The sequence below is a fragment of the Caulobacter sp. genome, assembly GCF_017744445.1.
In the GTDB taxonomy this organism is placed as follows: domain Bacteria; phylum Pseudomonadota; class Alphaproteobacteria; order Caulobacterales; family Caulobacteraceae; genus Caulobacter.
On sequence record NZ_JAGIBH010000170.1, the window covers coordinates 34,331 to 60,186 of the forward strand.

Sequence of the window (25,856 nt, forward strand, 5' to 3'; positions counted from 1 at the left end):
CGCGGGGTTCAGGGCGTCAGATGGCGTCCTGAACCCCGTGGAGCCCCGCATGTTCGAGTCCCGCCACATCAGCATCCGCATCCACAAGTCGGCTGAGGCGGTCTACGCCTTCACCCAGGATCCGGAGAGCTTCACAAAGTGGGCGGCGGGCCTGGCTTCCGGGCTGACCAGGGATGGCGACCAGTGGATCGCTCATGGTCCCGACGGCGACGTGCATGTGAAGTTCTCCGAGCCGAACGCCTACGGGATCCTCGACCATTGGGTGACCCTGCCGGACGGGACGCAGCTCTACATGCCGCTGCGCGTGGTCGCGAACGGCGAGGGGAGCGAGGTGGTGATGACCCTCTACCGCCCGCCCGGCATGTTCGACGACGCCGCCTTCGCCCGCGACGCGGCTGCGGTGGCGCGGGATCTGGCCAAGTTGAAGGCGCTGGTCGAGGCATGACGGTGACGCTGAGACCGACCGGACCCGGCGACCTGGGCTGGATCGTCCAACGCCACGGCGAGCTCTACGCCGCCGAGGAGGGCTGGGACCACCGGTTCGAGGGCGTGGTGGCCGGCGTCGTCGCCGACTACGTCAAGACCTACGACCCGGCCCGCGAGGCCTGCTGGATCGCCGAGCACGAGGGTCGCAAGGTCGGCTCGATCATGCTGGCGCGCGAGGACGATACGACCGGCCGGTTGCGCCTGCTGCTGGTCGATCCCCGCGCGCGCGGCCTGGGCGTCGGCGAGGCCCTGGTCGGGGCGTGCATCGAGCGGGCGCGGGAGGCGGGCTATGCCGAGATGGTGCTGTGGACCCAGGCCAACTTGCTGCCGGCGCGAAGGCTCTATGCGCGGTTCGGGTTCGTGCTGGAAAAGAGCTGGGACTATGACGGCTTCGCCGATGGGCTGGTGTCGGAGAGCTGGCGGTTGAGGCTGTAAACAATAATCCGCTCATCCCCGCGAAAGCGGGGACCCAAGCCGAGTTAGCCGCGTCGTCATCGTGTCCAGTCCAAGCGCCGCTTGGGTCCCCGCTTTCGCGGGGATGAGCGGTGGTGGGGTTAGCTCGTTAGATGCGTGCGCCACGCCTCCCGCAGCACCTTCTTGTCGATCTTCCCGGTCGCCGTCAGCGGCACCGCCGCGAACACCACGTCATCCGGCGTCCACCACTTCACGATCCTCGGCGCGAGATAGTCCAGCACATCCGCCTTGCAGACCGCCGCGCCCTCATGCGCCTCGATCACCAGCAGCGGCCGTTCCTCCCACTTGGGATGCGGCACCCCCACCACGGCGGCGATTTTCACGCCTGGGCAGCCGGCGGCGACGTTTTCCAGGTCGATGGAGCTGATCCACTCGCCACCCGACTTGATGACGTCCTTCTGGCGGTCGGTGATGCGCATGAAGCCGTTGGCGTCGAGCGTGGCGATGTCGCCGGTGTCGAACCAGCCGTCCGCCCGCGCCGCGTCGGCGTCCTTGCGGAAGTAGCGGCGCACCACCCAGGGGCCGCGCACCAAGAGGGCGCCGGAGGTCTCGCCGTCCCAGGGAGCCTCGGTCCCGTCCTCGGTCTCGACCCGCAGCTCGATGCCGAACTGCAACCGGCCCTGGCGGGTCCAGATGGCCTCGTCCATGGCCTCTTCGCCCAAGGCCGCGAGGGCCGGAGTCGGGGTGGCGACGACGCCGATCGGGCAGGTCTCGGTCATGCCCCAGATCTGCAGGGTCTGGACGCCGTACAGCCGCTTGAACGCCTCGGCCATGGCGCGCGGCACGGCGCTGCCGCCGATCACCACGCGCTTGAGGGTGTCGGGCCGCTGGCCGGTCTTTTCCAGCCAGTCCAGGTACATCGTCCAGATGGTCGGCACGCCGCCGGTGAAGGTGACGCCCTCGCTCTGGATCAGCTCGTGCAGGCTGGCGCCGTCCATCCTGTCGGCGGGCAGCACGAGCTTGGCGCCGCAGATCGGCGCGCTGAACGGCAAGCCCCAGGCGGTGGCGTGGTAGAGGCTGGAGCAGGGCATGACGACGTCGAAGGCGGTGAAGCCGAACGCGCTGTTCAGGCCTCCCGCCATGGCGTGCAGCACCACGGCGCGGTGCGAATAGAGCACCCCCTTGGGATCGCCCGTCGTGCCCGAGGTGTAGCAGAGGAAGGCCCCGGCGTTCTCGTCGAACGAGGGCCAGGGATAGGTTTCGGGCTCGCGGGCGATCAGGGTCTCGTAGTCCTCGGCCGACAGCATGATCAGCGTCCGGACGGTGGTCAGTTGCGGTGCGATGCGCTCGACCAGGGTGGCGAAGCTGCGGTCGAAGAACAGGATCGAGCTTTCGGCGTGATTGATCGTGTACACGATCTGCTCGTCGAACAGCCGTGGATTGGCCGTGTGCAGCACCGCGCCGATCCCCGGGACGGCGTAGAACAGCTCCAGGTGACGGTGGGTGTTCCAGGCCAGCGAGGTGACCCGGTCGCCGGGCTTCACGCCCAGGCGTTCGAGGGTGTGGGCCAGCTGCGCCGAGCGGCGGCCCAGGCCCGCATAATCGTAGCGATGGATCGGCTCGTCGATCAGCTTGGAGACGATCTCGCGCGCGCCATGGGCCTGGGCCGCATAGGTCAGGATGCCGCTGATCATCAGCGGCGTCGTCTGCATCAGGCCCGGCGTCATCGGCCCCTCTCACTTATCGTTGGGAGGAGCCTAGACCGTGGAGGGCGAAGGCGCCTAGGCCGCGCGGCGGCGGCCTTGAGCCTCGGCCGGACCGACCTGGAAGCGGCCGACCAGCACCGCCAGCTCGCTGGCCTCGCCCTTCAGCGCGTGGCTGGCGGCGGTGGCTTCCTCGACCATGGCGGCGTTCTGCTGGACGACCTGGTCCATCTGGTTCACCGCGACATTGACCTGGTGCAGGCCGGTGGACTGCTCCTGGGCCGAGGCGGCGATCTCCTTGACCAGGGCGTCGATCGAGGCGACCTGGCCGACGATGGCGCGCAGGGCCTCGCCGGTCTGGGCCACCAAGTCGACGCCCGCGCCGACCTGCTGGGTCGAGGTCGAGATCAGGGTCTTGATCTCCTTGGCCGCGTCGGCCGAGCGCTGGGCCAGGGCCCGGACTTCCTGAGCGACAACGGCGAAGCCGCGACCGGCTTCACCCGCACGAGCAGCCTCGACACCGGCGTTCAGCGCCAGGAGGTTGGTCTGGAAGGCGATCTCGTCGATGACGCCGATGATCTGGTTGACCTGGGTCGAGCTGCTTTCGATCTCGCTCATGGCGTTGACCGCCTGCTCGACGATGTGGCCCGACTTTTCGGCGCCGGCGCGAGCCTGGACGACCAGGGCCGAGACGTCACGGGCGCCGTCGGCCGTCTTGCGGACCGTGGCGGTGATCTCGTCCAGCGCGGCGGCCGTCTCTTCCAGGCTGGCGGCCTGCTGCTCGGTGCGGCGCGAGAGGTTGTCGGAGGCCTCGGCGATCCCGTCGGCGCCGCTGCTGACGCCGCCGGTCGCGGCGTTGATGGCGCGGACGGCCTGCTGCATGCGATCGGCGGCGGCGTTGAAGTTGGTCTTCAGGCTCTCGGCCTTGGGCGAGAAGGCGATGGTGATGCGGTGGGTCAGGTCGCCGCCGGCCATGCGGTCCAGAGCCTCGGTGAGGGCGGCGATATTGACCGCGTCGCTGCGGGCGATCTGCGCCTTCTCGGCCTCGTTGGCGCCGCGCTCGGTCTCGACGGCGGCGCGGTGGGCGGCGGATTCGGCCTCGACGCGCAGCTTCTGGATGGCGGCGTCCTTGAAGTGGGCGACAGCCTGGGCCATCTGGCCGACCTCGTCCTTGCGGCTGGTGGCCGGGATCTCGACGGCGTTATCACCCGTCGAAAGCCGGCGCATGGCGGTCGCCATGGCCGCGACCGGCGCGCCGATGGCGGCCGACAGCAGCCAGCCCATCAGGCCGGCGATGGCCACGGCGGCGATCCCGCCAATCAGCAGGGACAGGTGCGCCATGGTCTGGGCGGCCTTGGCCTCCTCGGCGCGCTTGGCCACCCGCTCCTGGGCGGCGGCCAGCAGCTCCTTCTGGATCGCGCGGATATCGGTGAGGCTCTTCTTGCCGGTCAGCTGGCCGGCCTGCTCGCGGCCCGTGGCCGGATCGGCCATCAGGGCCATGGACGGCTCGCCGATGGTCTTGCGCCAGGTCGCCATCGCCTCGCGCAGGCGCTGGATGCGGGCCTTCTGCTCGGGAACGGTGGTCTTGGCCTCGAAGGCGTCGAGGCGGTCGTCGAACCTGTCCTTCGACTGCGTGTAGGTGTCGGCGAACTTCGGATCGCCCATGATCACATAGCCGCGCAGGGCATTCTGCTGTTCCAGCACCAGCGCCATGATCTCCTCGGCCTGGGCGGCCAGGGAAAGGCTGCGCTAGGTCGAGATCATCGCCTCGTCGATGCGCTTGAGACTGCTGAAGACCAGGGCCGAAGAAATCGCCGAGGCTAGAATGACGGCGCAGAATGCAACGCCTAGTTTTGCTGGTATTTTTAGGTCTTTAAAAGACATGTCGCCGGGTCCCTGACACACACAAGAGATGTGTCAGGAAATCGGCGATTAATCTTAAGAACCCATTGCAAAATTTGCAAAGAACAAGGTTCTGTTAATTGTGAATATTTGCGATAACGGCGTCACCCATTTGAACAGTGCTTAGCGCGCCGCCCAGGTCTCGAGTCTTCGCGCCCTGGTCGAGTGTTTTCTTCACAGCCGTGAGAAGAACATCGGCGGCCTCGACCTGCTTCAGCGACCAGCGCAGGGCCATTTCGAACGACAGGATGGCGGCCAGCGGATTGGCCAGGCCCTTGCCGGCGATGTCGGGGGCCGAGCCGTGGATGGGCTCGTACAGGCCCGGCTTGTTCGGGTCGCCGATCGCGGCCGAGGGCAGCATGCCCAGCGAGCCGGTCAGCATGGCCGCCGCGTCCGACAGGATGTCGCCGAACAGGTTGTCGGTGACGATGACGTCGAACTGCTTGGGCGCGCGGACCAGCTGCATGGCGCAGTTGTCGGCCAGGATGTGTTCCAGCTGGACATCAGAGTATTCACGGGCGTGCAGGTCGGTGATCACCTGCTTCCACAGCAGGCCCGATTCCATGACGTTGCTCTTCTCGGCCGAGTGGACCTTGTTGGTCCGGCCGCGCGCCAGTTCGAAGGCCACGCGGCCGACGCGCTCGATCTCGCTGGTGGTGTAGACGGCGGTGTCGAAGCCCTTCTTCTGGCCGTCGGCCAGGGTCTCGATGCCGCGCGGCTCGCCGAAATAGACGCCGCCGACCAGCTCGCGCACGAACATGATGTCCAGGCCCGAGACCAGCTCGGTCTTCAGGCTGGAGGCGCCGGCCAGGGCTTCGAAGCAGTAGGCCGGGCGCAGGTTGGCATAGACGTTCATCGCCTTGCGCAGGCCCAGGAGGCCAGCCTCGGGGCGCAGGTGGCGGGGGGCGTTGGCCCATTGCGGACCACCGACGGCGCCCATCAGCACCGCGTCGCTGGCGATGGCCTGGTCGCGCACCTCGTCCAGCAGCGGCGCACCATGTGCGTCGTAACTCGAACCGCCATAAGGGGCTTCCGAGACCTCGAGGTCCGGGGTGAGGGCGGCCGCGACGCGGCGCACCTCCGCGCAGACTTCCGGGCCGATGCCGTCGCCGGGCAGGAGGAGCAGGGTGGACATGAGGCTTCTCTCTAGATCTTGCGGCTTAGATTTTACGGTAGTCGGAGACGTCGAACGACGAGAGGTCGCGGCCGTGCACGCCCAACTCGGCGCAGGCGGCGCGCCAGGTGGCCATGTGCGGGGTGGCGCGATGGAATTCCAGCGCCGCCTCGCTTTCGAAGTGCTCGTAGACCCGGATGAGGCCGGGATCGAGCGGGTCTTCGGTCAGGGCGTAGTCCAGGCAGCCGGTCTCGGTGCGGGTGTTCTCGACTTGGGCCCGCAGGTGCGGACGCAGGTCGGCGAGGCGCTCGGGTGCGATGCGGATCGTGCCGGCGAGGATGAGGGTCATGCTGGTCGTCCGCCTCACAAAACCTCGTCATCCCGGCCGTAGCGAAGCGGAGAGCCGGGACCCAGGGGCGGCTTCACTGCGCTTGGCCCCTGGGTCCCGGATCGGCCTGCGGCCGTCCGGGATGACGAGCTGTTTGTTATCCTACGCTTCCAGCCAGGGCTGGCTGATCGCGCGCTTGCTTTCGAAGACGTCGATGTCGCCGCCGTGCTGCAGGGTCTCGCCGATGGCGTCCAGGCCCTTCAGCATCTTTTCCTTGCGCACGGGATCGATGTCGAAGCGGATCACCTTGCCCGACGGCGAGACCACGGTCTGGGCTTCCAGGTCGACGCTGACCATGTGGTTGCCGCCCTTGGCCTCGTCCATCAGGGCCGAGAGTTCTTCAGCACTGACCACCACCGGCAGCAGGCCGTTGTTGTAGCAGTTGTTGTTGAAGATGTCGGCGAAGCTGGTCGAGATCACGCACATGATCCCGTAGTCCATCAGCGCCCACGGGGCATGCTCGCGCGAGCTGCCGCAGCCGAAATTGTCGCCGGCGATCAGCACGCTGGCGCCCTTGTACTCCGGCCGGTTCAGCACGAAGTCGGCGATCGCGTTGCCGTCCCCGTCGAAGCGGAAATCGTAGAACAGACCCTTGGCCAGCCCCTCGCGCTCCACGGTCTTGAGGAACTGCTTGGGGATGATCTGGTCGGTATCGATATTGGCCAGCTCCAGCGGAGCCGCGCGGCCGTCGAGGCGGGTGAAGGCTTTCATAGGGCCCTCCTTTAGTTCTTCAGGGTCTGGGTGATGACCCAGCGTTCGTTGCGGAAAAGGTTCTGGCGGGCGACTGGGTCGAAGGTCGTCATCCGCATGGTGCAGTCGGCTTTCACGGGGAGCCCGTATCTCGTGTCGACCTCGAACAGGCAATCGGTGCTGCTGTCGAACTTGAGCTGGGCGAGCAGGGCGCGGGCTTCGGCGTCGTTCCCCATCATCGTCGAAAGCGCCTGGCTGATGCTCTTGGCCGCCTCGACTGGGTCCAGGCTCTGGCTCCAACGGACGATGTCGACGCCTCGCGCGGCGTCCGTCTTTTCGAGGGCGAGATCGCCGTTGCTCTTGATGGGCATTCCGCCGAACGGATTGGGCAAGGCATCGACGAAATGGAGCGGTTTGCCGCGCTTAAGAGCCTGGTTCACTGGGATAGTCAGGATGCGGTCGTCGCGCGCCACGACATAGGTCGCCTGGGCGGCGTCCATGCGCGCGACGTTGTCGGCGAATGCCCCCAAGGAAGCGGCCTCGTCCTGTGTCATATCCGCCGTCTTGAGCAGGTCCGCGCGCATTTCTGCCGCGACGCCTGACCAGTCCTCGACGGTGCGGGGGTTGAGGTTCTTGTCCGCCAGATAGACCACCGAGCGTCGCGTGGCGCGCTCGAAGGCCGTCTGCAGCTTCGTCCCCCCGCCGGGGGGCGAAGCGATCTTGGCTTCCACCAGCCTGCGCTGCACCCGGTACCCGCTCGCCGCCGGCTCCACGGTCTTCTCATAGGTGGCTGAGGCGTCGGTCGTTTCGGTTCGGCCGCTCCGGATATTCTCGCGGTGGTACTCCACGCGCATGTCGACCCGCGCGGGCTTGGGCAGGTTCAGCGGGGCCGAGAAAGCCTCCGCCGCCATCAGCATGGCGGCCAGGGCGATCACGACAGCAGCGTCCGCACGTCCACCAGATGCCCCGCGATCGCCGCCGCCGCCGCCATGGCGGGCGAGACGAGGTGGGTGCGGCCGGCGCGGCCCTGGCGGCCTTCGAAGTTGCGGTTGCTGGTCGAGGCGCAGCGCTCCTGCGGGGCCAGCTTGTCGGGGTTCATGGCCAGGCACATCGAGCAGCCGGGCTCGCGCCAGTCGAAGCCAGCGGCCTTGAAGATGGCGTCCAGGCCCTCGGCCTCGGCCTGTTCCTTCACCAGGCCCGAGCCCGGCACGACCATCGCCTTGACGTGCGGGGCCACCATGCGGCCATGCAGGAAGGCGTCCTGCACCACGGCGGCGGCGGCGCGCATGTCCTCGATGCGGCTGTTGGTGCACGAGCCGATGAACACGCGGTCGATCTTGGCGTCCGAGATCGGTTGACCAGCGGTCAAGCCCATATAATCGAGCGCCCGGTGAGCGGCCGCGCGCTTGTCGGGCGTGGCGAAGCTTTCCGGATCCGGGACGTTGCCGGTGACCGGGATGACGTCCTCGGGGCTGGTGCCCCAGGTGACCATCGGGACCAGCGCCGCGCCGTCGATGACCACCGTGCGGTCGAACTTGGCGTCGTCGTCGGTGAACCAGGTCTTCCAGCTGGAGACGGCCATGTCCCAGGCCGCGCCTTTGGGGGCCGACGGCTTGCCCTGGATATAGGCGAAGGTCTTGTCGTCCGGCGCCACCAGGCCGGCCTTGGCGCCGCCCTCGATGGTCAGGTTGCAGAGGGTCATGCGGCCCTCCATCGACAGGCCGCGCACGGCCTCGCCGGCGAACTCGATGACATAGCCGGTGCCGCCGGCGGTGCCGATCTCGCCGATGACGGCCAGGGCGATATCCTTGCCGGTCACGCCGGGAGCCAGCTGGCCGTCGACGCGGACCAGCATGTTCTTGGCCTTCTTCTGGCGCAGGGTCTGGGTGGCCAGGACGTGCTCGACCTCGGACGTGCCGATGCCGTGGGCCAGGGCCCCGAAGGCGCCGTGGGTCGAGGTGTGGCTGTCGCCGCAGACGATGGTCATGCCCGGCTGGGTGCGGCCCTGCTCGGGACCGACCACGTGGACGATGCCGTTGCGGATGTCGCCCATCGGGAAGAATTCGATGCCGTTGTCGGCGACGTTGCGGGCCAGCGTCTTCAGCTGCAGGCGCGCTTCTTCGTCCTGCACGGCGTCGACGCCCAGCGACTGCCCTTCCGTCGGGATGTTGTGGTCGGCGACGGCGAGGGTGCGATCAGGCCGGCGCACCTTGCGTCCGGCCGCGCGAAGGCCGGCGAAGGCCTGCGGGGTGGTGACCTCATGGATGAGGTGCAGGTCGATATACAGGATGGCCTCGCCGTCGGTTTCGTTGACGACGTGGGCGTCCCAGATCTTGTCGTAAAGGGTTTTGCCGGACATGGCGGGGATATAGGGCGGATCGTGCGCCAAAATCCAGTGGCGGCGGGCTCTGGGGCCAAATTCTTGCGTTCTGTGTCGCCCGATCCTCAAGAAAGGGCATCACGTTCCAAGAGGGGCGCTCTGAAACGACATAGGGCGCGCCAGTGGTTTCGGCGCGCCCTAGCATCATTCTTTGCTTCCGGGGGCCGATGGCTCCGCCCGGAAAGGGCCGTCCACTAGAAAGGAGACGGTCTGGAAGCCCGGCCTGAACCGGGGGTGAAACCACCATCTCACGGAACGAAGTTTTGTCAACAAGCGTGCGATCGCACCAAAGCTTGACTACAGGGGCCTCGCCAGCGGCGAGACGGCGGGCGACTCCAAAGGCGCGACGGCGGCGTAGCGGGCGATCAGCGGGTCGGCGGCGGCCTGGGCCAGCACCCAGTCGCGGAAGGCGGCGATCTTGCGCACGCGGGCCCGGTCGCTGGGATAGGCCAGCCAGTAGCCGCCGGTGTAGCGGGCCACCACGTCGAACGGCATGACCAGGCGCCCCTCGGCCAGCTCGCGGGCGAAGAAGATCGGCGAGCCCAGGGCCGCGCCGTGGCTGGCGAGAGCGCTGGCCACTTCCAGGGCCTGGGCGTCGGAGGCCAGGCGCGGGGCCAGGCGGTCCTCGGCGACGGTGACCCCGGCGGCCTGGAACCACTCTTCCCATTCTCGGGCGATGCCGATCCTGGGGATGTCGAGCAGGTCCTCCGGCTTGGAGAGACCGCCGATGCGGGCCAGGAACTCGGGCGAGACCAGCGGCGTCTGGACGGCGGGGATGAGGAAGTGGGCGGTCATGCCCGGCCATTGGCCCTGGCCGCCGCGCAGGGCCATGTCGACGCCCTCGCGCGACAGGGCCACGACCCGGCTGGAGGCCTCCAGCCGCACGGCGATGCGCGGATGGGCGATCTGGAAACCGCCCAGGCGCGGGGCCAGCCACTGGCCGCCCAGGCTCTGGACCGTGGTGATCGACAGCACGCCCTCTTCGGTCTCGACCAGGTCGGACACGGCCGAGCGCAGCAGGGACATGGCCTCGGTGGCCGCGCGGGACAGCCGCTCGCCGGCCGAGGTCAGGGTCACCTCGCGGGGCAGGCGGTTGAACAGCAGCTGGTCCAGCTGCTGCTCCAGGGCCTTGACCTGCCAGCTGACGGCGGCCTGGGTCACGCCCAGCTCGTCGGCGGCGCGGGTGAAGCTCTTCAGGCGAGCGGCCGCCTCGAACACGCGGATGGCGGCGAGCGGCAGGCGGGCGAGGATGTCGACCATAGGTTTCTTGGCATAAGCTTACCTTATGCATAGCCAAGGAGACCGCGTTTGTCATCAGCCCGGTGAACGCCGATCTTCCACGTCATCGGCAGCCAAGGAGGGCCGCGATGATGGACCAGGCGCTCAAGATGCATAAGGAAACTTCGTTCGGCTGGGTGCTGGCGTTGCAACAGCTGTGGGCGCTGCTGCGCGCCCCGAGCCCGTCTGAGAAACACCCGCGCCTGATCCAGCCGCGATAAGGCGCCTTGATCCAGGGCAATCGCTGGCCGGCCTCGACGCCGACCATCGCGACGAGTTGCCCGGCTCCAACGTCGTGGTCCGCTTCCCCGACTAAGCGCGCAAAGAAAAAGGCCCCGGCGTTTCCGCCAGGGCCTCGTTCTTTTCGAAGTGCCGGAGCCTTAGGCTTCGGTCGAAGCCTTCGGGCCGCCCGAACGCTCGGCGATACGGGCCGACTTACCGCGACGGTCGCGCAGGTAGTACAGCTTGGCGCGACGGACGACGCCGCGACGCTTGACTTCGATGCTTTCGATGCTCGGCGACAGCAGCGGGAACAGACGCTCCACGCCTTCGCCGAACGAGATCTTGCGGACCGTGAAGCTCTCGTGGACGCCCGTACCGGCGCGGGCGATGCAGACGCCTTCATAGGCCTGAACGCGCTCGCGCTCGCCTTCCTTGATCTTCACGTTGACGCGCAGGGTGTCGCCGGGACGGAATTCCGGGATCGCGCGGACGGCCAGCAGACGGGCCGATTCTTCTTGCTCGAGCTGAGCGATGATGTTGATCGCCATGATCATTTCTCCTTGGGCTTACCCGTTTTCGGGCCGCCTTTTGCCTGTTGATTGGCGAGATGCGCTTCCCAGAGGTCTGGACGCCGCTCGCGAGTAGTCTCTTCACGCATACTGGACCGCCACTGAGCGATCTTCTTGTGATCGCCCGACAGCAGCACCTCGGGGATATCCAGTCCTTCGAACGTCCGCGGTCGCGTGTACTGCGGATGCTCCAGGAGGCCGTCCTCGAAGCTTTCTTCCAGCGTGCTCTCGATATTCCCCAGAACACCCGGGGCCAGTCGAACGCACGCCTCGATCACGACCATCGCCGCCGCCTCGCCACCGGCAAGGACCGCGTCTCCGACCGAGACCTCCTCGAACCCGCGAGCGTCGAGCACTCGCTGATCCACCCCTTCGAAGCGGCCGCACAGCACCACGATGCCGGGCGCCTTGGACCACTCTCTTACGCGCGCCTGGGTCAGGGGCCTGCCCCGGGCGCTCATGTACAAAAGCGGCCGCCCATCACGCTCCAGGCTATCCAGCGCAGAGGCGATGACGTCCGCTTTGAGCACGGCTCCCGCGCCGCCACCCGCGGGGGTGTCGTCGAGGAAGCCGCGCTTATCCTTGGAAAAGGCCCGAATGTCCAGTGTTTCCAAACGCCACAGGTCCTGTTCCTTCCAGGCGGTCCCGATCATCGAGACGCCGAGCGGGCCGGGAAAGGCCTCGGGGAACATGGTCAGGACGGTGGCGGTGAAGGGCATGGGGGCTCTTTAGCCGCAGGCGCGCCGAGAGTCGAAGGGGTGTCGAAGGCCCGCGTTCACCAACAGCGTTTTCGGCTTGTTCACCCTCCTGAGGGACATTCACGCCGAAAAACTTCGCCTGAGATCCGTCCATGCCGACCTTGAGCCGCCTCATCCGACGCCTGAGCCAGGGCGCCAGCGCCTTTGGCGGCCGTCTGCAGCGCGACCAGCGCGGCGCGATCGCCGTGCAGTTCGCCCTGCTGGCCATCCCGCTGTCGGTGCTGGTCTTCGCCCTGGTGGATCTGGGCCGCATGGGCCTGCAGCGCCGCCAGATGCAGGACGCCCTGGACGCCGCCACCCTGATGGCCGCCCGCTCGACGGCGGTGACCGACGCCGAGCTGGAAGCGATCGGCGACCCGGCCTTCGTGGCCGAGATCGCGGGCCTGAACCTGGGCCTGACCGCCTCGAACTCGACCTTCAAGAACGGCGCGACCAACCACGTGATCGGCACGGCCACCGGGGTGCTGAAGCCGATCATCGCCAACCTGTGGACCGGAGCCAACTTCAACGTCGTGGCGACGTCGGACGTGGTCCGCTCGTCCAAGGACCTGGAAGTGGCCGTCGTGCTCGACATCACCGGCTCGATGTCCGGCTCGCGGATCACCGATCTGAAGACGGCCTCGTCCGACCTGGTGGACATCATCGTCCGCGACGTCCAGACGCCGTTCTATTCGAAGGTGGCGATCGTGCCGTACTCGGTCGGCGTGAACCTTGGCTCCTACGCCGACGCGGGCCGCGGCGCGGTGCCGGCGCGCAACATCACCGCGATCACCAAGGCCAGCCAGGCGGTGGTGACCTCGAACGGCCATGGCTTCATCAAGGACGACCAGATCTCGTTCGCGGGCGTCGGCGGCATGACCATGCTGAACGGCAAGACCTACACCGTGAAGTCGGTGACGACGAACACCTTCACGATCGACGCCAATACCTCCAACACCAACGCCTACACCTCGGGCGGCGTGGCGACCTGCGAGAAGAGCACCAATCCGGGCTGCAAGGTCATCGCCTATACCAGCGCCGGCAACACGTCCGAGGAACGCGACATCAGCACCTGCGTCAGCGAGCGCACCGGCACGAACGCCTATACCGACGTCGCGCCCAGCACCTCGCCGGTCGGGACCAACTATCCGACCACCAAGGACGACAGCATCAGCTCGGCCAACCCTTGCCCGAGCGCGACGATCACGCCGCTGTCCAGCGACAAGACCGCGCTGAAGGCCCAGATCAACGCCCTGGCGATCGGCGGCTCGACCGCGGGCCAGATCGGCTTCGCCTGGGGCTGGTACATGGTCTCGCCGAACTTCGGCTACATGTGGCCCAATGCCTCCCAGCGCCCGGCCGCCTATCTGACCAAGGACCTGATGAAGGTCGTGGTGCTGATGACCGATGGCGCATTCAACACGCCCTACTGCAACGGCGTCATCGCCAAGGACGCGGGCTCGGGCAGCGGCAACGCCAGCGACCACATCAACTGCAAGGCCACCAACGGCGACCCCTTCACCCAGACCAGGGCGATGTGCGACGAGATGAAGAAGACCAAGTACGGTCTGACCATCTACACGGTCGGCTTCGACGTGGACGACAGCACCGCCAAGAGCATGCTGCAGTACTGCGCCAGCAAGTCCGAGAACGCCTTCTTCCCGTCGACGGGCTCGGAGCTGAAGACGACCTTCAAGTCGATCGCCCAGGAGATCTCGGCGCTGCGGATCGCCAAATAGGTTAGGCTTCCGGAGCGGCGCCGTAGCGGTTGACCATGGCCTGGCTGGGCTGCGAAAGCAGCACGACCAGCGCCAGCAGGACAGCCAGGTAAAGCAGGTTGTTGAAGAAGATCGCGAAGAGCAGAATCTCCGAACCTGGGAACGGCGTCTCGAAGTTGCGGACCAGGATGTAGAAGCCGCCGAAGCCGAACGCCAGGAATGGCAGCGGCGCCAGGCCCCACCAGGCTCTCCGCCCGGTGTCGTGCAGGCGGCGCGCCACCGCGGCGGCCAGCAGGGCGACCACGGCGACGATCTCGACGCCCATGAGCAGGATCAGGCCGCTGAGGTCAGGAAAGTCCTGCTCGACCGTCGTCGGGATCAGAAGGCTGACGGCAATCATATTGCCGGCGCCCATGACGATCATCAGCAGCAGGATGACGACGCCGACATACGGCCAGAACACCCGGCGCGGATCGCGCCCGGAAAAATCCACGAGCCTGCCCAGGTTGTGTCCCAGGAATTCCAACCGCCCCTCCCCAGAAGCAGAACGCACTCGCCGGGACCATGACGTCGAGGCGAGCGCGCGCAACCCTCTTTCAGAGGTTGTGGGGGCTTTTAGGCCAGTTTGATCTCTCGCAGGCGCTGCTGGAGGAATTCGTCGGCAGTAATCGACTCCGGATAGCGGTCTGGATTCTCCGGCGTGATGCAGTTGGGCAGGGTCTTGATCTCGTAGTCCGACGCGAAGTGCAGGAAGAACGGCGTCGAGTAGCGCGGCAGGTGGCGGCGCTCGGGCGGCGGGTTCTGCACGCGGTGGATGGTCGAGGGCAGGACGTGGTTGGTCAGGCGCTCCAGCATGTCGCCGATATTGATGACGATGCAGCCCGGCGGCGGGTTGATCGGCAGCCAGTCGCCGTTGCGGTCCAGCAGCTCCAGGCCGCCTTCTTCGGCGCCCATCAGCAGGGTGATGGTGTTGATGTCGCCGTGGGCGCCGGCGCGCACGCCGGTGGCGTCCAGCGGGATCGGCGGATAGTGCAGCAGGCGCAGCACGCTGTTGCCGTCCTGGACGGTCGGCTTGAAGAAGTCGCGGTCCAGCTTCAGGTAGGTGGCGATGGCCTCCAGGACCTTGCCGCCCATGTTATCGAGCGCGTTGTAGAACCAGCTGACGTCGTGCTTGAAGGCCGGGATCTCGGCCGGCCAGACATTGTCGGCCATGGTGGCGCGGAAGCGGTGGCCGGGCGGCAGCTCGCGGCCCATGTGCCAGAATTCCTTCAGGTCGTGGTGCGTGGCGCCCTTGGCGGTCTCGACGCCGAACGGGATGTAGCCGCGCGCGCCGCCCTTGACCCCGGCATACTGCTTCTTGGTCTCGACCGGCAGAGCGAAGAAGGCCTTGGTGTCGGCGATGGCCGCGTCGATGCGGTCCTGCGGTATGTCGTACTCCGACAGCACGGCGAAGCCATAGCGCTCGAACGACGCGCCCAACTCCTGGGCGAAGCGCGGGAAGTCCTTGCTGTAAAGGGAGAACGAGATCGGATCGATGGCGGACGTGGACACTTCTTCGAACCTTGGAGTGAGTAAGTTCCTTATTACTACACCGAGCTGGGGACGAAACGAAGGCCGTTCATCCTGGCTTCAGGCGCGGTATTGGAACTTGACCATAAGATGGGCGTTTGCCCGTTTGACCTTGATCTACAACAAAGACGAGAGAGTTGCGACAATGCGCAAGATCGCTCTGGCCGCCCTGCTCATGGGCGCTACCGCGCTGACCGCCTGCACCACCACCGACCCCTATACGGGCATGCCGGTTCGCAACAACACCGGCACGGGCGTGCTGGCGGGCGCGGCGGGCGGCGCTCTGCTGGGCTACTTGACCAACACCAACAAGGGCGAGCAGGGCCGCAAGAACGCGCTGATCGGGGCAGGGATAGGCGCGCTGGCCGGCGGCGCGGTCGGCAACTACATGGACCGCCAGCAGGCCGACCTGCGTCGCAGCCTGGAAACCTCGGGCGTCATGATCCGCCGCAACGGCGACCAGATCGTGCTGGTCATGCCCAGCGACGTCACCTTCGCCGTCGACAAGTCGGACGTGCAGCCGCAGTTCACCCGCGTGCTGGACGACGTGGCCCGCACCCTGAACGCCTATCCGCAGACCACGATCGACGTGGTGGGCCATGCCGACTCGAGCGGCGGCGCCGACTACAACCAGGGCCTCTCCGAGCGCCGCGCCAGCGCGGTGGCCGACTACCTGACCCATGCGGGCCGGGTGCTGCCGGACCGCGTCTTCGTCGCCGGCATGGGCTCGCGCCAGCCGATCGCCGACAACGCCACGGCCGCCGGCCGCGCCCAGAACCGCCGCGTCGAGATCATTCTGCGGCCGCTGACCTAAATCATCTTAAGGGCGCGGAATTGTCGCGCCTTTGATCCAAACGGTTGCTTTTCCCTCGCGCCGTCGCCAAGTCGTCGGACTTCGAATGGCGTGGCGCGAGGATTGAAGTGACGAAGGCGAGCGAAATCAGTCTGACCAAGCAGGCCTATGGCCTGACCGAGGACCTGATGACGCCGAACGCGGCCGTCTACTGGATCGACCTCGTGATCTCGGTCGCCCTAATGTGGAGCGGCCTGTTCGTCGCCGCGACGACGGACAACCTGGCCATCGGCCTGGTCGCCGGCGCCGTCAGCGTGCTGGCCCTGTATCGCGCCCTGAGCTTCATCCACGAGCTGACCCACCTGCGGGCCGATGAGGCGCCGGGCTTCCTGGCGGGCTGGAACGCGCTGGTCGGCGTGCCGCTGATGACCCCGTCGCTGATGTACGAGGGCGTGCACAACATCCACCACATCAAGGACCGCTTCGGCACCGCGCTGGATCCGGAATATCTGCCGCTGTCGCGCTTCACGCCGCTGAAGCTGGCGGTGTTCCTGTTCGTGGCCCTGCTGGCGCCGCTGGGCGTGATCCTGCGCTCGGCGATCCTGATCCCGCTGTCGTTCGTGGTTCCGCCGCTGCGGACCTATGTGCGCACCAAGCTGTCGGCCCTGATGATCAATCCCGACTTCGTGCGCGAGGACCTGCACCGCTGGCGCGCCGGCTGGATCGCCCAGGACGTGGCCTGCTGGCTGTGGTCGTGGGCGGTGATCGCCGCCACCGTCGCGGGCTGGATCCCGCTGCGCTTGACCCTGACGGGTCTGGCGATCTTCGCCGTCGCCACCTTCGTCAACCAGGCCCGCACCCTGGTCGCCCACCATTGGGACAATGACGGAAGCAAGATGACCCTGGACGAGCAGTTCCTGGACTCGGTCAACGTGCCGCCGCCGAACCTGGCCTCGGAGCTGTGGGCCCCGGTCGGCCTGCGCTACCACGCCCTGCATCACCTGCTGCCGCGACTGCCCTACCACAACCTGGGCAAGGCCCATGCGCGCCTGACCGCGGCCTTCGCGGCGGACTCGATCTATCACCGCGCGTCCGAGAAGGGCCTGTTCGAGGCCCTGACGGATCTCTTCCGCCGCGTGGCCCGCAAGACCCCGGTCGACCAGCCCGCGCATTAAGCGTCAATTGAGAGCTGGCGTGTAAGGAAGATCTCCTCAAGCGGAGGCCTTTCGGACGTGAGCACGGCCGGATCATTGCTGGATCTCGTCGGTGTCGGCGAACGGCTGGCCAAGCCGCTGCTGGAGGCCCTGCTGCCGCTGGGCTCGGCCTTCTCCCTGGTCTCGCTGGTCAGCGCCCTGGTCATCGGCGCCGTGCACATCGTGCTGGATCGCCGGGCGCGCGGTCGCAAGACCTCGCCGCGCCTGCTGTGGAAAGCGCTGTTCCCGCGCAAGATCTGGCTGTCGGCGTCCAGCCGCGCCGATCTCGTCTTCTTCGTCTTCAATCTGTGGGGCGCGGGCATCCTGATCAGCTGGGCGCTGCTCTCGGGCCAGGCGATCTCGAAGGGTCTGGCCAGTTGGCTGGGCGACGCCGTGGGCGCGGGTCCGCTGGGCTGGGTGCCCTGGCCGCTCGTGGCGGTGGTCGGGACCGTGCTGGGCTTCCTGGCGTATGAGCTGGGCTACTGGCTTGACCACTGGCTCAGCCACAAGGTCCCGTTCCTGTGGGCCTTCCACAAGCCGCACCATACGGCCGAGGTGCTGACGCCGCTGACCGTCTATCGCGTCCACCCGATCGAGAGCCTGAAGTTCTACAACATCGCCGCCCTGGTCAGCGGTTCTACCGGCGGGGTGCTGGCCTGGGCGTTCGGGCCGGCCTGGCACGCGCCGCTGGCGTTCGGCCAGAATGCCATCTTCCTGGTGTTCATCATGACGGTGGTGCACCTGCAGCACTCGCACGCCTGGATGACCTTCGCGCCCTTCGGCAAGTGGCTGCTGAGCCCGGCCCACCACCAGATCCACCACTCGGCCGACCCGGTGCATTTCGGCAAGAACCTGGGCAGCTGCCTGGCTGTCTGGGACCGGATGTTCGGCACCCTGCACGTACCCGGCGCGCGGCCCAAGGACCTGACCTTCGGGGCCATCGCCGCCGATCCACACAGCCTGACCGGCGGCTTCGCCACGCCGTTCGTCGAAGCGTTCCGCCCCCCGCCCGCTCCCGAGCTGCAAGCGGCCGAATAAAGAAGCGACGCGGGACCGGCGGGGCCACGCGTCGCGTTAGGTTTGGGCTATTTCACGCGGTGGTCCGGCCGCGCCATATCCCCCACGACGGGGCCGACCGGACCGATCCGCTCGGCGCGAGAACGCTGCCAAGGGAATGGATGCGTCGGCCTCGCGCCACGCCGACCCCGTAGAGCCGGGCCGGGGGCGGAGCAACGGCGGCGCCGGCGTTTGAGACGCGCGGTCATGAATTTGAGACTCCGCGCACACGGGTATTCCAGGACATTGACGGCAAGGGCCTTTCGGCGTCTGGCTTCGGCCTCGCCTATCGTTGGTCCGAGTTCGTCGCATGCCGTCTTCGCTGCCCCAGTTCCAGGCCGGCACCCGGATCACCCCGGGGCGCGAGGGCGCACACGCCTATGCCGAAGCCATCGCGCCTGTGTTCGATGTCCGCCTGAGCGACGCGGCCGAGCGTGGCCCGGACCTGGGGATCAACAGCTTCAACATCGGCCCGCTGGTGCTGGGCCAGGCCCATATGAGCGGCGGCGTGTTCGGCTATGGCCGCGACGGGCGCAAGATCGCCGCCACGGGGCTGGAGCTGGTCCTGGTGCAGATCATCGTCGAGGGCGAGGACGTCCGCTCCACTGGTCGCTCCACCGGCGGCGACGAAACCGTCGCGCGGACGGGTGATGTCTGCCTGCTGGACCTGACCCGCACCTTCGCGTCGCAGACGGCCCACTGCACCAACATCAACCTGGCCCTGCCGCGCGACGCCTTCGACGCTCGCGACATCGACCTGGATCCGCTGCACGGCCTCGTCTTGCGCCGCGAGAGCGCCGGGGCGCAGCTCTTGCGCTCGCACGCCGAGAGCCTGATGCGCGTGGCCCCCGACCTCGCGCCTGAAGAGGCCTACGGCGTCGGGCGGGCGACCACCGACCTCCTGGCCGGCCTGACCCTGGGCCATCGCGGCGAAGACACCCGGCGGGCTGCGGCCGAGACCCAGCGGGCCCGTCTGCGGCGCTTCATCGACGCCAACCTGCATGACCCCGACTTGGGCGCTGAGCTGCTGTGCCGCCGCTTCGGCGTCTCGCGCGCCTCGCTCTATCGCCTGTTCGCGCCGCTGGGCGGCGTCAGCGAACACATCCGCAATCGCCGCCTGCGCCGGGTGTTCGAGGCCCTGTCGGACCCAACCCAGTCGCAGGGCATGGCCCAGGTGGCCGAGCGCTATGGCTTCACCGTGTGGTCCAGCTTCAGCCGCGCCTTCAAGAGCCGCTTTGGCATGACGCCCGGCGAGGCGCGCGGGCAGGGCGCCGTTGCCGCCGCGAAGGCCGCCGTCCAACAGGCCGCGAACGGCGACCTGTCGGATTGGCTGCGAGCGCTGGACGCGGCTTAGGTCGTCCCTTCCTGCTGCGCCCGTTCGCGCAGTTCCTCGTCCAGGCTGGCGGTGTCCCACGCCCCGCCGGCGTCGCCGGGGCGCATGCGATGCAGGTCGGCGTCCAGCAGGCGGTCCATGGTCTGGGCCGCGTCGCGCGAGGCCAGGATATAGGCCTCCTCCTGACCCCACATCGGCCGCAGCTCGTCGAACATCCGCCGATCGTGGCGGCGGAAGAAGGCCGCGGCGCGGTGGGCGCGGTGGGCGCGGAAGCCCAGCTTCTGCAAGGCCGTCGAGCCCAGGGCGAGAGCCGACTCGAAGGTCTCGCGCTCGACCGCGTCGGCGCCGTTGGACAACAGGTCGTAGGCGTGGCGTCGGTCCCAGGCGCGGGCCAGGATGATCAGGTCCGGAAAGGCCTTGCGGGCGGTCTCGACCAGCTCGACGGTCTTTTCCCGATCATCCAGGGCAACGATCAGCATGCGGGCCCGCTCGGCCCCGGCGGCGCGCAGCAGGTCCAGGCGCGTGGCGTCGCCATAGTGCACCCGGCGGCCAAAGCGGCGCAGCAGCTCGATCTGCTCGATGTCGCTGTCCAGGATGGTCGACTTGAAGCCGTTGGCGGTCAGCAGGCGGCCGGTGATCTGCCCGAAGCGGCCAAAGCCGGCGATGATGATGTCGGGCTCGCCCTCGTCGAAGTCGCCGGTGTCGGGGACGACGTCGGGAATGGCCGCGTCCATCAGGTCGGCGACGCGCTCGTACAGGATCATGGCCACTGGTGTGAGGGCCATGGAGACGGCGACGGCGGCGGTCAGCAGGGCGGCCAGCTGGACGCCGATGACGCCCGCGCCGACCGTGAAGCTGAGCAGCACGAAGGCGAACTCGCCGCCCTGCGCCAGGGCCGTGGCCACGGCCAGGGCGCCGCGCTTGGGCGCGCCGAACAGGCGGGCGATGCCGTACATGACCAAGAGCTTCAGGGTCATCAGCCCCAGGACGATGCCCAGCAGCTGCAAGGGCTGGCTGGCCACCAGCGGCAGGTTCACGCCCGCGCCGACGGTGATGAAGAAGAGGCCCAGCAGCAGGCCCCGGAACGGCTCGATGTCGCTTTCCAGCTCGCGGCGGAACTCGCTTTCGGCCAGCACCACCCCGGCCAGGAAGGCGCCGAGCGCGGGCGACAGGCCCACGATCTGCATCAGGCTGGCCACGGCGACCACGATCAGCAGGGCCGCGGCGACGAAGATCTCGCGCAGGCGGGCCTTGGCGATAAAGCGGAACACGGGCCGCACCAGGTAGCGACCGCCGCCGATGACGCCCGCCACGGCGGCGAACACCGACAGGGTCTGGGCCCAGATCGGCAGGTGCGAGACCAGACTGCCGCCATGGCCGCCGCCGGCCTCGGCGTGGTGCGCCGCGCCGGTGGCCAAGAGGGGCAGCAGGGCGAACATCGGGATCACCGCCAGGTCCTGCAGCAGCAGCACCCCGAAGGCGGCGCGACCGACCGGGCCTTGCCTCAAGCCTTTCTCATCGAGGGTCTGGAGCACGATGGCGGTGGAGGACATGGCCAGCACCAGGCCCACGGCAAGGGCCGTCTGCCAGGGCAGGCCCAGCGCAAGGGACGCGCCGGCGATGGCCAGGGCCGTGCCCAGCACCTGGGCGCCGCCGAGGCCGAAGATCGCCTTGCGCATGTCCCACAGCATCGAGGGCTGCACCTCGAGGCCGATCAGGAACAGCAGGATGACGACGCCGAACTCGGCGAACTTCATGACGTCGGCCTGGTCGCCGACCAGGGCCAGGGCGAACGGGCCGATGACCACGCCGGCGATCAGGTAGCCCAGCACCGAGCCGAGCCCCAGCCGCTTGGCGATCGGCACCGAGACGACGGCCGCGCCCAGATAGACCAGGGTCTGGGTGAGGAAGTTCTCCATGCCGTCTTACGCCTCCACGCTCTTGGGCAACAACGAGGCCACGCGCGCCTTGTAGCGCTCAGCCTCGGCCTTCAGGGCCGCGTCGTCTTTTACCGATGCGCCGTGAACCACGAACGGCGTCTCCCATTCCATGCCGCACAGGTGCGCGGTCTGCTCCAGCGGCCGCAGGAACTCGTCCATCGAGAACCGGTTGTAGCCGTGCATATGGTAGGCCTTGGCGCTGGCGCCCGTGGTGCAGGCCACGAACAGGCGCTTGCCCTTCAGGGCCTCGCCGTCCTCGCCATAGGCGAAGCCGTGCAGCCAAACGAGATCCAGCCACTCCTTCATCAGGGCCGGGGTCGAGTACCAATAGAGCGGGAACTGCAGGGCGATGACGTCGTGCTTCACCAGCGCGGCCTGCTCGGCCTCGATATCGACCACGAAGTCCGGATAGCTCTCGTACAGGTCCTTGAAGGTGACGCCGGAAAGGCCTTTGGCCGCCTTGGCCAGGGCCCGATTGGCGCGCGAGCGTTCAAGCGCCGGGTGGGCCAGCACAAGAAGCACCCCCGGGGTGGCAGGCGTCACGGAGCCGGTGTTAGCGTCGGACATCGATTGGCCCTTCCGGAAATAATTTCATCAAGGGTTGAATTTCTTTGCAGCTCGGGCGACACGGTTCGCCAACACGACCTAGCAAAGTCGGACAAGGGAGACACCATGGTCGACAAGGTGAAGACAGACGCCGTCGAGGCCCTGGCCGGGCTGTTGTTCGACGGCATGACCATCATGGCCGGCGGGTTCGGCCTGTGCGGCATTCCCGAGAACCTGATCGCGGCGATCCGCGAGGCGGGGACGAAGGACCTCACGGTCATCTCCAACAATTGCGGCGTCGACGGCTTCGGCCTGGGGATTCTCCTCGAAAACCGCCAGATCAAGAAGATGGTCTCGTCCTATGTGGGCGAGAACAAGCTGTTCGAACAGCTCTACCTCAGCGGCGAGCTGGAGCTCGAGTTCAATCCGCAGGGCACGCTGGCCGAACGCATCCGTGCGGGCGGGGCGGGCATTCCGGCCTTCTTCACGCGCACCGGCTACGGCACCCTGGTCGCCGAGGGCAAGGAAACCCGCGAGTTCGACGGCGAGATGTACGTGATGGAGCGCGGCCTGACCGCCGACCTCGCGATCGTGAAAGCCTGGAAGGCCGACGCCGAGGGCAACCTGATCTACCGAAAGACCGCCCGGAACTTCAACCCGATGATGGCCACGGCCGGCAAGAAGACCGTGGCCGAGGTCGAGGAACTGGTCGCGATCGGCGAGCTCGACAAGGACGCCATCCACACGCCCGGCATCTATGTCGACCACCTGGTGAAGGGCGCGAAGTTCGAGAAGCGCATCGAGCGCGTCACCACCCGTTCGAAGGAAGCTGTCTGATGGCCTGGACCCGCGATGAGATGGCGGCCCGCGCCGCCAAGGAGCTGCAGGACGGCTTCTACGTGAACCTCGGCATCGGCATCCCGACCCTGGTGGCCAACTACATCCCCGAAGGCATGCACGTGACGCTGCAGAGCGAGAACGGCATGCTGGGCATGGGGCCCTTCCCCTATGAGGGCGAAGAAGACGCCGACCTGATCAACGCCGGCAAGCAGACGATCACCGAGCTGGAGTCGAGCTCGTACTTCTCGTCGGCCGACAGCTTCGCGATGATCCGCGGCGGCCACATCGCCCTGTCGATCCTGGGGGGCATGCAGGTCTCGGAAAACGGCGACCTGGCCAACTGGATGGTGCCCGGCAAGATGGTCAAGGGCATGGGCGGCGCCATGGACCTGGTCGCCGGCGTCAAGCGCGTGGTGGTGGTCATGGACCACTGCGAGAAGTCGGGCGCGCCCAAGCTCTTGAAGGCGTGCTCGCTGCCGCTGACCGGCGCCGGCGTGGTCGACCTGCTGATCACCGAACTGGGCGTCTTCGAGATCAATCGCGGCAAGACGCCGGTGAAGCTGATCGAACTGGCCCCGGGCGTCACGGTCGATGAGGTGAAGGCCAAGACCGAGGCGGCGTTCGAGACGTCTCTGTAAAATCCCCAATTCTCGTCATCCCGGACGGCCCACAGGGCCGATCCGGGACCCAGGGGCCAAGCGCACTGCGGTGACCCCTGGGTCCCGGCTCTCCGCTTCGCTGCGGCCGGGATGACGACGTTAGAGTTTCAGCCAGTACGGATGCTCCAGCGTCAGCGCGACGTAGCGAGCGGTCGGCTTCCCGTAAGCGCCGGCGATCTCCTCCAGCACCGAAGCCGGATCGCCGCTCCGCGCCTCCACCGTCCGCGCCGCATGCGGAAGGCGCGTTGGCGCGATCATCACCAGCCCATGCCGCGACACCGCCCCCTGGCTGGCGAAGGCCTCCGAGCGGTTCGTCCGCGACCAGGCGTCGAGCGCCGTCGCGAAGGCCAGCTCGTCGAAGCCGTTGGTGATCCGCACCGCGACCTTCTCGGCCCGCCAGGCATTGGCCCAGCCTGAGAGGCCCGCCATCGCCGCATCGGTCCCAGCCCGGAACGCCGCGCCGTCATGGTCCTGGACGGGCAGGGGGACGCCCAGCTTGGCGGCGGTCTCCCGCATCACAGCCTCGCCGGCCAGGATCACGACCAGCGGCTTTGCCAGGGCCGGAGAGCCGAACAGGACCAGCAGGAACACAAACAGACGCAACATCGAAACCTCCCGTGAGACGCGGGAAGCATCGCTGTCGGACGCCGTCTCGAAAGGACGGTTATCCCTCGAAAGCCGCCAGCCCTATTTGGCCTGGTGCAGCGGCCGCGGCGGCAGGCCGGTGATCGGGTCGCGGGGCAGGGGCGCGAAGCCCTCGGCGATGAACAGGTCCACCCGGCGCGAGCGCTTTTTGTCCAGGCGCACGCGGGCGATCTGCAAGCCGGAATGGGCCTTGAAGTCCTGCTCGATCTCGGGGCGATAGCCGCCTTCCAGGCTGACGATCAGGGCGCGGCGGCCATAGTCAGCGTCCAGCGGCGTCTGCGCCTCGGCCTGGTTCTGGGCGTAGGCCTCGTGCACCCACATTCTCAGAGGGGGCGCGCCCGGCTGGCCGAAATAGTCGCGGCCGTAATAGGCGGCGGCGTTGTAGACGAAGCGGTCGTCCATCGCGACGGCGCTTAGAGGGCCACGCAGGGCGGTCTCTTCCCGCGAACGCTCGATGATCGCCTGGACGGTCTGGTCCCAGCCTCGCACCCGCTTGAAGCCGTTCGACAGGCCGGTGGCGTCGACCACCTTGGGGCTGATCATGCAGGCGATGAAGAAGGCGGCGAAGGCGGCTTGCAGGGCCAGGCCACCGATCATCCAGCGGCGGGCGTTCCAGCGCAGCAGCCAGCCGGCCGTCAGCACCGAGCCGGCCACGAAGGCCGCGCCCGCCCAGTTGGCGTTGGCGCGCGAGACGAAGGCCTCGCCGGCCACGATGATCAGCGGCGGGGCCGAGAAGCACAGCAGCAGCAGGTCGGGTGAGGTCATCTTCTTCTTGACCCCCAGCCAGATCGCGCCGCCCAGCAGCACCGCGAACGGCAGCGGGCCGAAGACGCCGAACTGCGAGCCGACGAACTCGATCAGCTCCCGGAAGTTGAACAGGGTGTGGGCGCCCCAATTGGCGTTCGAGGCGGTGTGCTTGACCGTCGAGAAGTGGTGGCTGGCGTTCCAGGCGAAGTTGGGGGCCAGGGTCAGGACGAAGGCGGTGACGAACAGCACGGCCGCCGCCGGGCACCAGCGCTTGCGGGCTTCCTTCGAGATCGCGAAGTGGATGACGATGCTGCCCAGCACGTAGATCGCCGCGTATTTCGACAGGAAGGCGCAGCCCAGGGCCGCGCCCATGCCGGCGGCGATGAAGTAGCGGCGCGGGGCGGTCTCCACGGCCAGGGCGACATAGGCCCAGATCGTCAGGGACAGGAAGAACAGCAGAGGCGCGTCGGTGGCGATCAGGCCCGAGGACAAGACGACACCCGGCATCAGGCTGTAGATCGCCGCCGCGACCAGGCCGGACCAGCCTCCGTAGAGGTTCTTGGCGATGCGGTGGATCACCAGCGCCGTGGCGCCGTGCAGGAGTGCGGCGGACAGTCGCACCCACGGCTCGGCGTCGCCCCCGATATGGGTCGTCAGCCAGATCAGCCAGGCGATCATCGGCGGCTTGGAGAAGTAGCCGAACGCCAGTTCCCGCGACCACAGCCAATACTGCGCCTCGTCGGGATAGAGCTCCAGAGGCGTTGTGAATAAGGCGATCAGACGCAGGACCGTCAGCCCACCGACCATCAGCAGGGTGAGTCGCCAGGCGCGCGATTCGCCACTCGGTTGAGGGGCGGGGAGGGCGGAAATTTCGGGGGAAGGGGTCGCTGAGGCCATGACCTCTAATTAGCCAAGTAAGAAAAATTTGACCAAT

At 67.6% G+C, this 25,856-nt stretch carries 27 protein-coding genes and 1 pseudogene; 11 read left to right on the top strand and 17 right to left on the bottom strand.

Annotation, left to right across the window (positions count from 1 at the left end):
* Nucleotides 1–49 precede the first annotated feature (49 nt).
* Nucleotides 50–445, top strand: a complete 396-nt coding sequence (locus J7528_RS25355; RefSeq protein ID WP_291880403.1) for an SRPBCC family protein — start codon at nt 50–52, stop codon at nt 443–445.
* Entirely contained in the window at nt 442–921 is a 480-nt protein-coding gene (locus tag J7528_RS25360; RefSeq protein ID WP_291880404.1) for a GNAT family N-acetyltransferase, read from the top strand. The genes J7528_RS25355 and J7528_RS25360 overlap by 4 nt, the downstream gene beginning before the upstream one ends.
* A gap of 119 nt (nt 922–1,040) precedes the next feature.
* Here J7528_RS25360 and J7528_RS25365 read toward each other — a convergent pair whose 3' ends face one another.
* The 8 genes from J7528_RS25365 to J7528_RS25400 all read right to left on the bottom strand — a co-directional run bounded on the left by J7528_RS25365 (nt 1,041) and on the right by J7528_RS25400 (nt 10,337).
* Complete coding sequence (locus J7528_RS25365) at nt 1,041–2,627, bottom strand: long-chain fatty acid--CoA ligase (protein ID WP_291880406.1); 1,587 nt, start codon at nt 2,625–2,627, stop codon at nt 1,041–1,043.
* Nucleotides 2,628–2,681: 54 nt separating this feature from the next.
* Nucleotides 2,682–4,340: a methyl-accepting chemotaxis protein gene (locus J7528_RS25370; RefSeq protein WP_363270601.1), complete on the bottom strand. Its 1,659-nt coding sequence runs from the start codon at nt 4,338–4,340 to the stop codon at nt 2,682–2,684.
* 241 nt (nt 4,341–4,581) lie between these two features.
* Nucleotides 4,582–5,640, bottom strand: coding sequence for a 3-isopropylmalate dehydrogenase (gene leuB, locus J7528_RS25375; protein ID WP_291880408.1), 1,059 nt, complete (start codon nt 5,638–5,640; stop codon nt 4,582–4,584).
* Between the two features lie 25 nt (nt 5,641–5,665).
* A complete protein-coding gene (locus J7528_RS25380) occupies nt 5,666–5,968 on the bottom strand; it encodes a putative quinol monooxygenase (RefSeq protein ID WP_291880410.1) in 303 nt (100 codons plus the stop codon).
* A 141-nt stretch (nt 5,969–6,109) separates the two neighbouring features.
* Complete coding sequence (gene leuD / locus J7528_RS25385) at nt 6,110–6,718, bottom strand: 3-isopropylmalate dehydratase small subunit (protein WP_291880412.1); 609 nt, start codon at nt 6,716–6,718, stop codon at nt 6,110–6,112.
* Nucleotides 6,719–6,729: 11 nt separating this feature from the next.
* Complete coding sequence (locus J7528_RS25390) at nt 6,730–7,632, bottom strand: hypothetical protein (protein WP_291880413.1); 903 nt, start codon at nt 7,630–7,632, stop codon at nt 6,730–6,732.
* Nucleotides 7,629–9,056, bottom strand: coding sequence for a 3-isopropylmalate dehydratase large subunit (leuC, locus tag J7528_RS25395; RefSeq protein ID WP_291880414.1), 1,428 nt, complete (start codon nt 9,054–9,056; stop codon nt 7,629–7,631). The genes J7528_RS25390 and leuC overlap by 4 nt, the downstream gene beginning before the upstream one ends.
* 318 nt (nt 9,057–9,374) lie before the next feature.
* Nucleotides 9,375–10,337, bottom strand: coding sequence for a LysR substrate-binding domain-containing protein (locus J7528_RS25400; RefSeq protein WP_291880416.1), 963 nt, complete (start codon nt 10,335–10,337; stop codon nt 9,375–9,377).
* 107 nt (nt 10,338–10,444) lie between these two features.
* Here J7528_RS25400 and J7528_RS25405 point away from each other — a divergent pair, with 107 nt between their 5' ends.
* Nucleotides 10,445–10,576 (top strand): hypothetical protein, encoded by a 132-nt coding sequence (locus tag J7528_RS25405; RefSeq protein WP_291880419.1) that lies wholly within the window; start codon nt 10,445–10,447, stop codon nt 10,574–10,576.
* Nucleotides 10,577–10,735: 159 nt separating this feature from the next.
* On the opposite strand, the gene rplS is transcribed toward J7528_RS25405, so the two are convergent.
* Together rplS and trmD are read right to left on the bottom strand one after the other, a co-directional pair.
* On the bottom strand, nt 10,736–11,125 hold the full coding sequence (gene rplS, locus J7528_RS25410; protein WP_291880420.1) for a 50S ribosomal protein L19: 390 nt from the start codon (nt 11,123–11,125) through the stop codon (nt 10,736–10,738).
* A 2-nt stretch (nt 11,126–11,127) separates the two neighbouring features.
* Complete coding sequence (gene trmD, locus J7528_RS25415) at nt 11,128–11,865, bottom strand: tRNA (guanosine(37)-N1)-methyltransferase TrmD (protein ID WP_291880422.1); 738 nt, start codon at nt 11,863–11,865, stop codon at nt 11,128–11,130.
* 131 nt (nt 11,866–11,996) lie between these two features.
* Between trmD and J7528_RS25420 the strand changes: the two genes are divergently transcribed.
* Nucleotides 11,997–13,622, top strand: a complete 1,626-nt coding sequence (locus J7528_RS25420; RefSeq protein WP_291880423.1) for a ubiquitin-activating E1 FCCH domain-containing protein — start codon at nt 11,997–11,999, stop codon at nt 13,620–13,622.
* A 1-nt stretch (nt 13,623) separates the two neighbouring features.
* On the opposite strand, the gene J7528_RS25425 is transcribed toward J7528_RS25420, so the two are convergent.
* Together J7528_RS25425 and J7528_RS25430 are read right to left on the bottom strand one after the other, a co-directional pair.
* A complete protein-coding gene (locus J7528_RS25425; RefSeq protein ID WP_291880424.1) occupies nt 13,624–14,094 on the bottom strand; it encodes a DUF805 domain-containing protein in 471 nt (156 codons plus the stop codon).
* Between the two features lie 122 nt (nt 14,095–14,216).
* Nucleotides 14,217–15,152 (bottom strand): 2-oxoglutarate and iron-dependent oxygenase domain-containing protein, encoded by a 936-nt coding sequence (locus tag J7528_RS25430; RefSeq protein ID WP_291880425.1) that lies wholly within the window; start codon nt 15,150–15,152, stop codon nt 14,217–14,219.
* A 163-nt stretch (nt 15,153–15,315) separates the two neighbouring features.
* On the opposite strand from J7528_RS25430, the gene J7528_RS25435 reads away from it, so the two are divergent.
* The 4 genes from J7528_RS25435 to J7528_RS25450 all read left to right on the top strand — a co-directional run bounded on the left by J7528_RS25435 (nt 15,316) and on the right by J7528_RS25450 (nt 19,566).
* Nucleotides 15,316–15,984: an OmpA family protein gene (locus J7528_RS25435; protein WP_291880427.1), complete on the top strand. Its 669-nt coding sequence runs from the start codon at nt 15,316–15,318 to the stop codon at nt 15,982–15,984.
* Between the two features lie 107 nt (nt 15,985–16,091).
* Nucleotides 16,092–17,138 (top strand): fatty acid desaturase, encoded by a 1,047-nt coding sequence (locus J7528_RS25440; RefSeq protein ID WP_291880429.1) that lies wholly within the window; start codon nt 16,092–16,094, stop codon nt 17,136–17,138.
* A gap of 57 nt (nt 17,139–17,195) precedes the next feature.
* Complete coding sequence (locus J7528_RS25445) at nt 17,196–18,194, top strand: sterol desaturase family protein (RefSeq protein WP_291880431.1); 999 nt, start codon at nt 17,196–17,198, stop codon at nt 18,192–18,194.
* Nucleotides 18,195–18,522: 328 nt separating this feature from the next.
* The gene (locus tag J7528_RS25450) at nt 18,523–19,566 is read left to right on the top strand and encodes a helix-turn-helix domain-containing protein (protein ID WP_291880433.1); all 1,044 of its coding nucleotides are present in this window, start codon (nt 18,523–18,525) and stop codon (nt 19,564–19,566) included.
* Here the strand turns inward: J7528_RS25450 and J7528_RS25455 are convergent.
* Genes J7528_RS25455 through J7528_RS25465 form a run of 3 tightly spaced genes read right to left on the bottom strand, consistent with a single transcriptional unit; the run spans nt 19,563 to nt 22,255 of the window.
* Nucleotides 19,563–21,464, bottom strand: a complete 1,902-nt coding sequence (locus tag J7528_RS25455) for a monovalent cation:proton antiporter-2 (CPA2) family protein (RefSeq protein WP_291880435.1) — start codon at nt 21,462–21,464, stop codon at nt 19,563–19,565. The genes J7528_RS25450 and J7528_RS25455 overlap by 4 nt on opposite strands.
* Nucleotides 21,465–21,470: 6 nt before the next feature.
* The gene (locus tag J7528_RS25460) at nt 21,471–22,052 is read right to left on the bottom strand and encodes an NAD(P)H-dependent oxidoreductase (protein WP_291880436.1); all 582 of its coding nucleotides are present in this window, start codon (nt 22,050–22,052) and stop codon (nt 21,471–21,473) included.
* Nucleotides 22,025–22,255: a hypothetical protein gene (locus J7528_RS25465; protein WP_291880438.1), complete on the bottom strand. Its 231-nt coding sequence runs from the start codon at nt 22,253–22,255 to the stop codon at nt 22,025–22,027. Before J7528_RS25465 ends, J7528_RS25460 begins: the two co-directional genes overlap by 28 nt.
* Between J7528_RS25465 and J7528_RS25470 the strand changes: the two genes are divergently transcribed.
* The 3 genes and pseudogenes from J7528_RS25470 to J7528_RS25480 all read left to right on the top strand — a co-directional run.
* Complete coding sequence (locus tag J7528_RS25470) at nt 22,158–22,868, top strand: CoA transferase subunit A (protein WP_291880439.1); 711 nt, start codon at nt 22,158–22,160, stop codon at nt 22,866–22,868. The genes J7528_RS25465 and J7528_RS25470 overlap by 98 nt on opposite strands.
* The gene (locus tag J7528_RS25475) at nt 22,868–23,509 is read left to right on the top strand and encodes a 3-oxoacid CoA-transferase subunit B (RefSeq protein WP_291880441.1); all 642 of its coding nucleotides are present in this window, start codon (nt 22,868–22,870) and stop codon (nt 23,507–23,509) included. The genes J7528_RS25470 and J7528_RS25475 overlap by 1 nt, the downstream gene beginning before the upstream one ends.
* Nucleotides 23,510–23,524: 15 nt before the next feature.
* Nucleotides 23,525–23,602, top strand: a pseudogene (locus tag J7528_RS25480) (hypothetical protein); the annotation flags it as partial.
* Between the two features lie 27 nt (nt 23,603–23,629).
* Here the strand turns inward: J7528_RS25480 and J7528_RS25485 are convergent.
* On the bottom strand, nt 23,630–24,136 hold the full coding sequence (locus J7528_RS25485; protein ID WP_291880443.1) for a hypothetical protein: 507 nt from the start codon (nt 24,134–24,136) through the stop codon (nt 23,630–23,632).
* Between the two features lie 81 nt (nt 24,137–24,217).
* The gene (locus J7528_RS25490) at nt 24,218–25,819 is read right to left on the bottom strand and encodes a glycosyltransferase family 39 protein (protein ID WP_291880444.1); all 1,602 of its coding nucleotides are present in this window, start codon (nt 25,817–25,819) and stop codon (nt 24,218–24,220) included.
* Nucleotides 25,820–25,856 lie beyond the last annotated feature (37 nt).